The sequence below is a fragment of the Thiobacillus sp. genome (assembly GCA_024235835.1).
In the GTDB taxonomy this organism is placed as follows: Bacteria; Pseudomonadota; Gammaproteobacteria; order Burkholderiales; family Thiobacillaceae; genus PFJX01.
The window spans coordinates 1,596,696-1,608,866 of the sequence record JACKLQ010000001.1 but is presented as its reverse complement, the minus strand read 5'-3'; the positions used below and the strand labels follow the sequence as shown (position 1 = coordinate 1,608,866).

Annotated in this window: 11 protein-coding genes; 3 read left to right on the top strand and 8 right to left on the bottom strand. The window is 65.1% G+C overall.

Annotated elements, in window-relative coordinates:
- Positions 1-12: 12 nt before the first annotated feature.
- The 7 genes from lepB to rpoE form a co-directional block, all read right to left on the bottom strand.
- Positions 13-849: a signal peptidase I gene (lepB, locus tag H6935_07960; GenBank protein MCP5278281.1), complete on the bottom strand. Its 837-nt coding sequence runs from the start codon at positions 847-849 to the stop codon at positions 13-15.
- Positions 850-2,643 carry an elongation factor 4 gene (gene lepA / locus H6935_07955; protein ID MCP5278280.1) on the bottom strand — a complete coding sequence of 598 codons (1,794 nt, stop codon included), beginning with the start codon at positions 2,641-2,643 and terminating at the stop codon, positions 850-852.
- 116 nt (positions 2,644-2,759) lie between these two features.
- Complete coding sequence (locus tag H6935_07950; GenBank protein ID MCP5278279.1) at positions 2,760-4,142, bottom strand: DegQ family serine endoprotease; 1,383 nt, start codon at positions 4,140-4,142, stop codon at positions 2,760-2,762.
- A gap of 35 nt (positions 4,143-4,177) precedes the next feature.
- On the bottom strand, positions 4,178-4,615 hold the full coding sequence (locus H6935_07945) for a SoxR reducing system RseC family protein (protein MCP5278278.1): 438 nt from the start codon (positions 4,613-4,615) through the stop codon (positions 4,178-4,180).
- Complete coding sequence (locus tag H6935_07940) at positions 4,612-5,562, bottom strand: MucB/RseB C-terminal domain-containing protein (protein ID MCP5278277.1); 951 nt, start codon at positions 5,560-5,562, stop codon at positions 4,612-4,614. Before H6935_07940 ends, H6935_07945 begins: the two co-directional genes overlap by 4 nt.
- A complete protein-coding gene (locus H6935_07935) occupies positions 5,559-6,068 on the bottom strand; it encodes a sigma-E factor negative regulatory protein (protein ID MCP5278276.1) in 510 nt (169 codons plus the stop codon). Before H6935_07935 ends, H6935_07940 begins: the two co-directional genes overlap by 4 nt.
- A gap of 2 nt (positions 6,069-6,070) precedes the next feature.
- Positions 6,071-6,670, bottom strand: a complete 600-nt coding sequence (rpoE, locus tag H6935_07930; protein MCP5278275.1) for an RNA polymerase sigma factor RpoE — start codon at positions 6,668-6,670, stop codon at positions 6,071-6,073.
- Between the two features lie 168 nt (positions 6,671-6,838).
- Between rpoE and nadB the strand changes: the two genes are divergently transcribed.
- Positions 6,839-8,419, top strand: coding sequence for an L-aspartate oxidase (nadB, locus tag H6935_07925; GenBank protein MCP5278274.1), 1,581 nt, complete (start codon positions 6,839-6,841; stop codon positions 8,417-8,419).
- A 29-nt stretch (positions 8,420-8,448) separates the two neighbouring features.
- Here the strand turns inward: nadB and H6935_07920 are convergent, their stop codons facing one another.
- The gene (locus H6935_07920; GenBank protein ID MCP5278273.1) at positions 8,449-9,942 is read right to left on the bottom strand and encodes a leucyl aminopeptidase; all 1,494 of its coding nucleotides are present in this window, start codon (positions 9,940-9,942) and stop codon (positions 8,449-8,451) included.
- A 90-nt stretch (positions 9,943-10,032) separates the two neighbouring features.
- On the opposite strand from H6935_07920, the gene lptF reads away from it, so the two are divergent.
- Both lptF and lptG read left to right on the top strand, forming a co-directional pair.
- Positions 10,033-11,103, top strand: coding sequence for an LPS export ABC transporter permease LptF (gene lptF, locus H6935_07915; protein ID MCP5278272.1), 1,071 nt, complete (start codon positions 10,033-10,035; stop codon positions 11,101-11,103).
- Positions 11,100-12,170: an LPS export ABC transporter permease LptG gene (lptG, locus tag H6935_07910; protein ID MCP5278271.1), complete on the top strand. Its 1,071-nt coding sequence runs from the start codon at positions 11,100-11,102 to the stop codon at positions 12,168-12,170. Before lptF ends, lptG begins: the two co-directional genes overlap by 4 nt.
- Position 12,171: the final 1 nt, after the last annotated feature.

Sequence of the window (12,171 nt, the reverse complement as noted above, 5' to 3'; positions counted from 1 at the left end):
CTCCTATGCAGTTCAGTCGATGATGGTGCCGATCCGGGCCGGCTTGGAAAGGGTGCTCACCATGTTCAGGAAATCATCGAAATTCCACCAGATGAAGAACGCACGCCCCACGATGTTCCCGTCAGGCACGAAACCCCAGTAGCGGGAATCATTGGAGGCATCCCGGTTGTCTCCCAGCATGAAATAGTGGCCTTGGGGCACGGTGCATTTGAACCCGGATTCACTGTAGCTGCAATGATCCCGGTAGGGGAAATTGCCCGCTACCTCGTACACGCGCACGGGGGGCTCCCCAGGCAGGGTCATGGCGATATGGTTGTGTTCCCCCAGGCGCTCCCGCCAAGTGTCGCCGCGAATGTAGTTGAGGCCCTGGCCCGTGTACTCGAACTGGCCCTCCCGCACCATGTCCGTGGGCTTGCCGTTGATGGTCAGTCGTTTCTCCCGGTACTCCACCTCGTCTCCGGGCACGCCCACCACCCGCTTGATGTAATCCAGGGAGGGGTCGGCGGGGAAGCGGAACACCATGACGTCGCCCCGGGCGGGCTGGCCCAGTTCGATGACCTTCCTGTTGATCACCGGCAGGCGGATGCCGTACTCGTACTTGTTCACCAGGATGAAGTCCCCCACCAGCAGGGTGGGCAGCATGGAGCCGGAAGGAATCTTGAAGGGCTCCACCAGGAAGGAACGCAGCAAGAACACCACCAGGATCACTGGGAAGAAGCTCTTGGAATAGTCCACCAGGATGGGCAGCTTGCCGTCCGCCGCCCGGTGCCGGGCCAGGAACAGGTGGTCGATGAGCCAGATGCCGCCGGTGACCACCAGGGCCAGGAACAGGATCAGTGCGAAATTCACTTATTTCTCTCCAACTTGCAGGATGGCCAGGAAGGCCTCCTGGGGGATTTCCACGTTGCCCACCTGCTTCATGCGCTTCTTGCCTTCCTTCTGTTTCTCCAGCAGCTTCTTCTTGCGGGTGATGTCACCGCCGTAGCATTTGGCGAGGACGTTCTTGCGCAGGGCCTTCACCGTTTCCCGGGCGATGATGTGGGAGCCAATGGCCGCCTGCACGGCCACGTCGAACATCTGCCGGGGGATCAGTTCCCGCATCTTGGACACCAGTTCCCGGCCCCGGTACTGGGAGGTGGAGCGGTGCACGATGAGGGCCAGGGCATCCACCTTTTCGCCGTTCACCAGCACGTCCAGCTTGATGAGGTCGTCGGCGCGGAATTCCTTGAACTCATAGTCCAGGGAGGCGTAGCCCCGGGAGGTGGATTTCAGCCGGTCGAAGAAGTCCAGCACCACCTCGTTGAGGGGCAGGTCGTACTTCAGCATGACCTGGCGGCCCATGTACTTCATGTCCACCTGGGCGCCCCGCTTCTGGTTGCACAGGGTCATGACGTTGCCCAGGTAGGCCTCGGGCACCAGGATGGTGGCGGTGATGATGGGTTCCCGGATCTCCTCGATCTTGGAGAGATCCGGCAGGCGGGAGGGGTTCTCCACGTCGATCATGGTGCCGTCCTTCATCACCACCTGGTATTCCACGGAGGGGGCGGTGGTGATGAGGTTCTGGTCGAACTCCCGTTCCAGGCGCTCCTGCACGATGTCCATGTGCAGGAGGCCCAGGAAACCGCAGCGGAAGCCGAAACCCAGGGCCTGGGAGGTCTCCGGCTCGAAGCGCAGGGCCGAGTCGTTCAATTGCAGCTTGGTCAAGGCGTCCCGCAGGGAGTCGTATTCGTGGGATTCCACCGGATACAGGCCGGCGAACACCTGGGGCTGGATCTCCTTGAAGCCGGGCAGGGGCTCGGTGGCGGGACGACTGGCCAGGGTCAGGGTGTCCCCCACCTTGGCGTGCTTCAGGTCCTTGATGCCGGCGATGACGAAGCCCACCTGGCCGGCACGCAGTTCCGGGCGCGCCAGGGACTTGGGCGTGAACACGCCCACGTTTTCCACCAGGTAATCCACATTGGCGGCCATCAGTCGGATCTTGTCCTTCTGCTTCAGCACGCCGTCCACCACCCGCACCAGCATCACCACGCCCACGTAGTTGTCGAACCAGGAGTCGATCACCAGGGCCTTCAGGGGCGCGTCCTCGTCGCCGGCGGGGGGCGGCACGTGCCTGACGATGGCCTCCAGCACGTCGTCGATGCCCAGGCCCGTCTTGGCGGAACAGCGCACCGCGTCCTCGGCGGGGATGCCGACGATCTCCTCGATCTCCTCGATGACCCGCTCCGGTTCCGCCGAGGGCAGGTCGATCTTGTTCAGTACCGGGAACACCTCCACACCCAGGTCGATGGCGGTGTAGCAGTTGGCCACGGTCTGGGCCTCCACCCCCTGGGAGGCGTCCACCACCAGCAGGGCGCCCTCGCAGGCGGACAGGGAGCGGGACACCTCGTAGGAGAAGTCCACGTGGCCGGGGGTATCGATGAGGTTGAGCTGGTATTCCTGGCCGTCCTTTGCCTTGTACAGCAGGGCTGCGGTCTGGGCCTTGATGGTGATGCCCCGCTCCCGCTCCAGGTCCATGGAATCCAGGACCTGGGCGTCCATCTCCCGGTCCGCCAGGCCACCGCAACGATGGATCAGGCGATCCGCCAGGGTGGACTTGCCGTGGTCGATGTGGGCGATGATGGAAAAGTTGCGGATGTTGCGCATGAAAAACAAAGAGAGGCACGCGGAACGTGCCTCATTGACGGGAACGGGCGGGATTTTACCCGAAACACCGGTACCTTAGCGGCGACGGCCCCGGTTTCCCGCAAATTTTCAAAGACTTATTTGTCCAGCCGCAGGGAGACGTAATGGGCGCCCTCGCCCCGCTTCACCAGCAGGGCCACCCGTTGGCGTCCCTCCAGCAGGCGGTTCAGGTCGTCGGCGGAGTTCACTTCCTGGTTGTTCACCGCCAGGATCACGTCGCCGGCCTCGATACCCGCCCGTGCGGCCGGGCCGGTGGCATCTTCCACCAGCACGCCGCTGTTGATGTCCAGGGCCTTCTTCTGTTCAGCGCCCAGGGCGGCAACCACCAGGCCAGCCCGGTTGCTCTTCTTGGCAGCGGGTGCCTGGGCGGTCTTCTCCGCCTCGGGCATGGCGCCCACCGTCACGTCCAACTCCCGGGTGCTGCCCTTGCGCCAGACGCTCAATTTGGTCCTGGTGCCGGGCTTGGTGGCGCCCACCATGCGGGGCAGGTCGATGGATTCCCTGATGGCACGGCCATTGAAGGCGAGGATGATGTCGGACACCTGGATGCCGGCCTTGTCGGCGGGGCTGCCGGATTCCACCTCGGCCACCAGGGCGCCCTCGGGTTTCTTAAGGCCGAAGGAGTCGGCCAGGTCGGCGGTGACTTCCTGGATCATGACCCCCAACCGGCCCCGGTCCACCTTGCCGTCGGTCTTGAGTTGCTGGGCGATGTCCATGGCCACGTCGATGGGGATGGCGAAGGACAGGCCCATGTAGCCGCCGGAGCGGGAGATGATCTGGGAGTTCATGCCCACCACCTCGCCGTTCATGTTGAACAGGGGCCCGCCGGAGTTGCCCGGGTTCACCGCCACGTCGGTCTGAATGAAGGGCACGTAGTTCTCCTGGGGCAGGCTGCGGCCCTTGGCGGAGACGATGCCGGCGGTGACGGAGTTCTCGAAGCCGAAGGGGGCGCCGATGGCCAGTACCCATTCGCCCACCCGCAGTTTGCCGGGGGTGCCTATGGTCACCGTGGGCAGCTTGTCGGCGTTGATCTTGATGAGAGCCACGTCGGTACGATCATCCTTGCCCACGACTTTTGCCCGAAACTCCCGCTTGTCATGGAGCTTCACCACCACCTCGTCCACGTCGTCCACGACATGGGTATTGGTGAGGATGTAGCCGTCTGCGGAAATGATGAAACCGGAGCCCTGGCCATGGCGGGGCGGCATCTGCATGGGTCCCCGGTGGGGGTCCCGGGGGTCCATTTCCGGGGGCAGCATGCGGCGGAAGAAATCAAACATCTCACCCGCCTCCGGCATGCGCTGGCCGCGCCGAACCTGTCGGCTGTCCTGGACGGTGGCGATGTTCACCACGGCAGGGGACTGGCGTTCCACCATGTCCGTGAAATCGGGGAGCTGGGCCAGGGCGACTTCCGCCATAAAGCCCAGGGTCAAACCAAACAGGGTTAACCACTTGTTCATGACAAACCTCATCAAGTCAAACAGTCGATTGAAAGTCAGTGACCGTTGGCACAGGCAGTCGTACCGCGCCGCAGGATTACCGGATCGATTTCGTTGCGCGGGCGTCGGCCCTTGAGCCAGAGCCCCGCCAGCAGCAGTCCGGTCAGACCGCCCAGGGCGGCGGCCAGTTCCCCGCCCACCACCAGTTGCCCGAATGCCGCGCCTGCCAGCAGTGAGGCCAGGGGCACCAAGTAGGCCGCCGTGCTGGCCTGGAGCAGTGCACCCTCTGGCAGTCCCACCACCACAGCCTCTCCCGGCTGGGCATGGATGGGGTTGGCTACGTGGAACTCCGGGTTTTCCGGGTGCCAAAGGCGGTTGAAGGCTGAGGAACCGCAGCCTTTGCCGCCACAGGCGCCACAGGAGGAGGGGGCTTCGCTGATGACCCAGGCCGTGGCGCCCTCGATGCGGGTGACCCGAGCCGGGGACTCGATCAACGCTTTTCCTCCAGGCCCATGGCAATGCTTTCCACCGTGGCCCAGGGTGCCTCGCCCAGGATGGTGGCCTGGAGGCCGCCCACCTGGCGCTTGATCATGTTGATCATGCCCTGCTTGCTCTGACCCTTGATGGCTTCCACGGGTAGCCTTGCGGGCTCCAGGAAAAGGGATACGTGGGTCAGGCCGTCACTGAAAACCCAGTGCTCCACCTCGCCGCTATGGTTGGGCAACTGACGCCGCACGGCGGCGATACGGCTGAAGCCCGGTGGCAGGCCGCCGATCTCGATGCTGTCGTTGTCCACAGGCCTGGCAGCTTCCGGGATGTGAGGCATGGAGCGGTTTTCCGCCTTGGGCATGGAGCCCAGCTTGATCTCGGCGAAACTGTATTGCATGAGGGGCTGACCATTGCCGTTGGTCATCACTGCCCGTAGCGGGAAACCGGTGCTGCGATCGATGCACAGGACATAGCCCCAGCGGTAGATGTCCCTGGGAGTGATTTCCACGTTGTTGCAGTCCTTGCCCGCCACCCGGTCCTGGGTGCCTGGGCGTACCGCGTACCAGCTGGCCAGGGGGGCGGCGCTTACGGGCAGCAAATCGGGAAAATGGCGCTTGTTGAGGCGCTTCTCCAGTCGCAACTGGGTACCGTTGACCACCAGGGTCACGGAGGATTGCTGGGAACAGCGGACTTCCCGCTGGCTGCCGTCCATGGTCATGAGCCGGCTTTCCACGCTGGTACCGCTGGGGCGGTTGCTGACCATCAGGGTCTGTGCGCTGCCGCCGTGCCGGAAAACGAATACGCCTTCATAGGCCATGCGGCGAGAGGCGTCGGAAATCCTTTGCAGCAGGTTGGCTGCTTCGTTGGCGGGCAGGGCATCGGTGGCAAGGGCGGAGGTGGAGTGCAGTGACGCGGCCACTGCGGCCAGGGTCAGCCAAGCCCCCCCCTTCATGGGCGGGCCTCCACCAGGGAAACCTGGGTGAAGTTCATTTCCGCCGGGGAAATAACGGCCTGGGCGAAGTCCTGATGGGCAGCCAGGTAGGGCTGTACGTCCATGGGGGGGGGTGTGTCATTGGCAGCCAGGGGGATCGCCGGGCCCCGGTCGGGCAGGCTTTGCCACAGGCCCCAGGTGATGGCGCCGATAGCCGCCGCCGCCAGCCACATGGAGGCGCGGCGGTCCCTGGGCTTGCGCATGGGCGCCAGGATAGTGGGCTCCTGTTCCAGTGCCGCCATGACCCGGGCGGTGAGATGGGGCGACGGCGGCGCGGCATGGAAGCCCCGCAGGGCATCGCCCACCGACATGTAGGACCAGGCCTTGTCCCGGGCAGCCGCATCGGCGTCCAGGTTTCTCAGAACCTGGCGGGCCTCATCGTCGGACAGTTCGCCATCCAGGAAAGCGGAAAGGGTGTCGTCGTGCTCCGCGAGGGGCATGGCTTGGGTCGCGGTTTTCATCATCATGCTTACCACCTTCGGTCTTCGGAAGTGCCCAGGATGGGACGCAGCTTGGCGGCAATGGCTTCCCGAGCCCGGAAGATGCGCGAACGCACCGTACCGATCGGACAGTCCATGGCTTCGGCGATCTCTTCGTAACTCATACCTTCAATCTCTCTGAGGGTAATGGCCTGGCGGAGTTCCTGCGGCAAGGCCTCCACCGCTTCATTAACCGCATAGGCCACCTGTTTCGTAAGAAGTTCCGACTCCGGCGTACTGATGTCCTGGGCCACCAGACGTTCGTCCGGCTCGTCCTCGTCGTTGAGAGCCTGGTCCGATAGTGTCTGCATGCCCCGGCTTTTGGCCGCCAGGTAGTTCTTTGCCGTGTTCACGGCGATGCGGTAGAGCCAGGTATAGAAGGCTGCGTCGCCGCGGAACTGGGGCAGGGCCCGGTAGGCCTTGATGAAGGTCTCCTGGGCGATATCCTCGATTTCGTCCGGGTCCCGCACCATGCGGGACAGCAGACGCATGAGCTTGCGGCGGTATTTCTCCACCAGCAGCCCGTAGGCGCGTTTGTCCCCTTCCCGAACCCGTTCGACCAACTGGAGGTCGATTTCCCGATCGCTCACGCGGCTGTTCTCTCTTTCACGGTGCAATGTTGTTTGGCGCGGGCGTACCCGCACCCCGGCGGTGACGGCTATGCATTCCACGCAGGGACGAGTATAACCGCCCGATACACGGGTTCGCCGCTTACGCTGCCTTCCGGGGCGGCCCCCCATTCCACCTCCGAAACATTTATGCAGCGCTTCGACGTCCTTATCATTGGTTCCGGCCTGGCGGCCGCTACCCTGGCCTTGTCCCTGCCACAAACCATGCGCATCGCCATGGTCACCAAGAAGCAGCCCCGGGACAGCGCCAGCAGTTGGGCCCAGGGGGGCATCGCCACCGTCATGGGGGTGGAGGATTCCTTCGATGACCACGTGCGGGACACCCTGGTGGCCGGTGCCGGGCTTTGCGACGAGGCCGTGGTGCGCCATGTGGTGGCGTCCGGGCCCGAGGCCATCCGCTGGCTCATCGACCAGGGCGTGCCCTTCGATCGCCAGAACGGGGCGTTCCATCTGACCCGGGAGGGGGGGCATACCTACCGCCGGGTGCTGCACGTGGCCGACGCCACCGGTAGGGTGGTGCAGGAGCGGTTGCTGGCCCTGTTGGAGCAGAGGGCAAACATCACCCTCCTGGAACACCACATCGCCGTGGACGTGATCACGGACCGGCACCTGGGTCTGCGGGGACTGGGGCGCCATGTCCATGGCGCCTATGTGCTTGACACCCAGGCAGGCCACGTGGTGACCCTGGGGGCCGGGTTTACCGTGCTGGCCACCGGCGGCGCGGGCAAGGCCTTTCTCTATACCACCAACCCGGACACGGCCACGGGGGACGGCATCGCCATGGCCTGGCGGGCCGGCTGCCAGGTGGCCAACCTGGAATTCGTCCAGTTCCACCCCACCTGCCTGTATCACCCCCACGCCAAGTCCTTCCTCATCACCGAGGCCATGCGGGGAGAAGGGGCGGTGCTGCGCCTGCCGGACGGCACCCGGTTCATGCCCGAGCACGACGAGCGTGCGGAACTGGCGCCCCGGGACGTGGTGGCCCGGGCCATCGACTTCGAGATGAAGAAGCGTGGCCTGGATTGCGTGTTCCTGGACATCACCCACAAACCCGCCAAGTTCATCGTCAGCCATTTCCCCACCATCCACGCCCGCTGCCTGGAACTGGGCCTGGACATCACCCGGGAATGGATTCCCGTGGCGCCGGCGGCCCACTACACCTGTGGTGGCGTGGTGGTGGACCAGGCCGGGCGCACCGACACGAAATTTCTCTACGCCATCGGCGAGACCACCTGTACGGGGCTCCACGGCGCCAACCGCCTGGCCTCCAATTCCCTGCTGGAATGCCTGGTCTATGGCCGGGCCGCCGCGGCGGACATCGCCGCTTCGGACGTGCCGGTGCCCCGGGAACTTCCGCCCTGGGACGAGAGCCGGGTAACGGACGCGGACGAGGAGATCGTCATCGCCCACAACTGGCACGAACTGCGCCGCTTCATGTGGGACTACGTGGGCATCGTGCGCACCAGCAAGCGCCTGGAAAGGGCCAGCCACCGCCTGAAGCTGCTGACCGACGAGATCAACGAGTACTACAGCAATTTCCGCATCAGCAACGACCTTATCGAACTGCGCAACCTGGTGCTCACCGCCGAACTCGTGGTGAGGTGCGCCAAGCTGCGCCACGAAAGCCGGGGCCTGCACGCCTCCCGGGACTACCCGGACCTCCTGCCCGAGGCCCGGGACACCCTGCTGGACCCGGCCTCGACCAGCTGATGCCGACCGCTCCGGGCCGCGTGTAATGCCTAGGCCTGGCCTGCCCGCTTGGCCAGGAAGTGCACCAGCAGGGGCACGGGCCGGCCCGTGGCGCCCTTTTCCTTGCCGCTCTTCCAGGCCGTGCCGGCGATGTCCAGGTGGGCCCAGTGGTATTTCTCAGTGAAGCGGGACAGGAAGCAGGCGGCGGTGATGGTGCCGCCGGGGCGGCCGCCGATGTTGGCCATGTCGGCGAAGTTGCTCTTCAGCTGTTCCTGGTAGTCCTCCCACAGGGGCAGCTGCCAGCAGCGGTCATGGGCGGCGTCGCCGGCCTGGAGCAAGTCGGCCGCCAGGTCGTCCCGGTTGGCCAGCAGACCCGTGGCCACGTGCCCCAGGGCGATGACGCAAGCGCCGGTGAGGGTGGCGATGTCCACCACGGCAGCGGGCTCGTAGCGCTCCGCGTAGGTCAGGGCGTCGCACAGGATCAGTCGGCCCTCCGCGTCGGTATTCAGCACCTCGATGGTCTGGCCGGACATGGAGGTGACCACGTCGCCGGGCTTGTTGGCGCGGCCGTTGGGCAGGTTCTCGCAGGTGGGGATGAGGCCCACCACGTTCAGGGGCAGCTTGAGTTCCGCCACGGCCCGCAGTGTGCCCAGCACCGAGGCGGCGCCGCACATGTCGTATTTCATCTCGTCCATTTCCGCCGCCGGCTTCAGGGAGATGCCGCCGGAGTCGAAGGTGATGCCCTTGCCCACCAGCACCACGGGTTTCTCGCCCTTCTTGCCGCCCTTGTGCTCCAGGACGATGAAACGGGGCGGCTCGTCACTGCCCTTGGCCACGGAGAGGAAGGAGCCCATGCCCAGCTTCTCGATCTGGCCCTGGTCCAGCACCTGGACCTTGAGGCCCGACTCCTTGCCCAGTGCCTTGGCCTGGTTCGCCAGATAGGTGGGGGTGCAGACGTTGCCCGGCAGGTTGCCAAGGTCCTTGGCAAGCTGCATGCCCCGGGCGGTAGCCTGGCCGCGCTGGACCGCGGCAATGGCACCGGTCATCCCCTCCCCTGTTGTCATGGCCAGGGTAAGCTTCCGCAAAGCCTTCTTGTCGCTGCTGGGCTTGCTCTTCATCTGCTCGAACCGGTAGGTGGCCTCTTCCGCCACGAGGACGGCCTGCTCCATGTTCCAGGCCAGGTCCCTGTTCTTCACCGGCACCTCGCCCACATACAAACAGGCCTCGGTCACGCCCAGGTCGGTCAGGGCCTTGACGGAGGCGCGAACGGCGTCCCGGTAGGCCTTCTCCTGGAATTCCTTCTCCTTGCCCAGGCCCACCAGCAGCACCCGCTCCGCCGAGAGGCCTGGCACCTTGTGCAGCACCAGGGTGGTGCCCGTCTTGCCGTCCATGTCGCCGCGCCGGAGAATGTCGGCCAGATAGCCCTTGGCGGCCTGGTCCAGGATCTGGCCCGCCGGGCTGATTTTTTTCTGTTCGAACACGCCCACCGCCACACAGGCGGTGCGTTGTTTTTCCGGGCTGCCGCTTTTGATGCTGAATTCCATCTCTGTCTCCAGTTGTCCCATGGATGTGCCGGTTGGCATATGCGGGGATTATTGGTGGCCCGTCCGGGCTAGTCAAAGCGCCCGAATGCCATGACCCGTTTCGACCATGCCCTGACCCGTGAAATGGCAGCCATGTCGGCGTCTGCCTTCGCGGCCCTGACCTCCATTTTCCTGGTGGTGATCCTGGTGCGGGTGCTGGGCAAGGCCGCCATGGGTGACCTGGAGGTGGGCGCGGTGCTGCCCATGCTGGCCTTCGGTGTGCTGCGCTTCCTGCCCGTGCTCCTTTCCCTGGGACTGTTCATCGGCGTGTTCATGTGCCTGTCCCGCATCTGGCGGGACAGCGAGGCGGTCATCTGGATGGGGGGCGGCGTTGGGCCCTGGGATTGGGCGCGGCCGGTGCTGCTGTTCTCGGTGCCCATGGTGGCACTGATCGCCCTGGTGAGCTTCGTCGGCCTGCCCTGGGCGGCGAAGCAGCAGTCCGCCTACCAGCGCATCCTGGAATCCCGGGACGAGGTCTCTTCAATGGCTCCGGGCATGTTCACGGAGTTCGGCCAGGGCAAGCGGGTCCATTTCGTGGAATCCTTGTCCGCCGACGGTGAACGGGTGGGGAACGTCTTCGTCCAGTCCCAGATGCACGGTCGGACCGGGATCATGGTGGCAAGCCAGGGACATATTGAAACCCAGATCACGGGAGAACGCTTCCTGGTGCTGGAGCAGGGGCGCCGCTATGAGGGGAACCCGGGGGAGGCAGACTTCCGCATGGGCGGATTCGACTCCTACGCGGTGCGACTCCAGCCCCAGGCCCTGGCCGAGGCCGCCGAGAGCCCACGCATGCTCACCATGGGCCAGCTATGGGCCCAACCCAATCCCAGAAACATGGGTGAGCTGGTCTGGCGCGTGGGCTACCCCCTGAGCGCCTTGATGCTGGTGCTGCTCGCGGTGCCCCTCAGCTACGTCAATCCCCGGGCGGGGCGATCAATGAACGTGGTGTTTGCCATCCTTATCTACCTGGCCTACAACAACTTCGTCGGCCTCTCCGAGGGCTGGGTCACCCGGTCGCGCCTGAACCCGGGCGAAGCCCTGTTCCTGGTTCACGGAGGCATGTTGCTGGTGCTGGCGGCCTTCTACTGGCAGCGCTTCCGGGGGCCCTGGGCGCGATGAGCACCCTGTTCCGCTACGTTTCCAGGGAAATCCTGGGCGCTACCTTCCTGGCCCTGCTTGCCCTCCTGGGCCTGTTCTCCTTCTTCGACTTCATCGGCGAACTGGGGGACGCCCATACGACCTCCTACACGCCGCTTCTGGCCCTGGCCTATGTGACCCTGAACACCCCCGTGCGCCTTTATGAACTGGTACCAGTGGCCCTGCTCATCGGCAGCCTGTTCGCCTGGAACCGCCTGGCCCTGGGTTCCGAATTCAGCGTCATGCGCACCGCAGGCCTGTCCATGTACCGCCTGCTTGCCTGGATGGTGATGTTGGGGGTGGCCATCGGCGCCTTGACCCTGGTGCTGGGGGAGTACGTCATGCCCCATGCGGAGCAGGCCGCCAAGCAGCTCAAGGCCCGGGCCACCACCGGCGTGGTGGCCCGGGAGTTCCGCACCGGACTGTGGGCCAAGGACGGCAACACCTTCATCAACGTGCGGGAGATGTCCCCCGACGCGACTTTGCATGGGATACGCCTGTACGTGTTCGACCAGGACTTTCACCTGCGCGCCCTGCGCCAGGCGGAGGGCGCCGTGTGGGAAGGCGGGCGCTGGTCCTTGCGCCAGGTGACTGAAACGGCCATCGGCGAAGACCGCACCACCACGCGCCGAGTGACGGACATGGCCTGGGAATCTGCGGTCACGCCGGACCTGTTGTCCGTGCTCATGGTGTCGCCGGAGCGCATGTCCATCGCCACCCTGAGGGCCTACGTGGCCCACCTGAAGGAAAACCGCCAGGAATACGGGCGCTACGAGATCGCCCTGTGGAACAAGATGATCTACCCCGCGGCGGGCCCCATCATGCTGCTGCTTGCCCTGGCCTTCGCCTACCGCCCCCCGCGCAGCGGCGGGGTAGGGGGGCGTTTGCTGCTCGGTGTGCTGCTGGGCCTGGGCTTCCACCTGGTGAACCGCCTGGTGGCCCAGGTGGCCCAGTTGCTGGACTGGTCCGCACCGATTGCGGCCATGGTGCCGGTGATCCTGATCGGCGCCGCCGCCTACACGGCTGTGTGGTGGCAGGAAAACCGCTGAA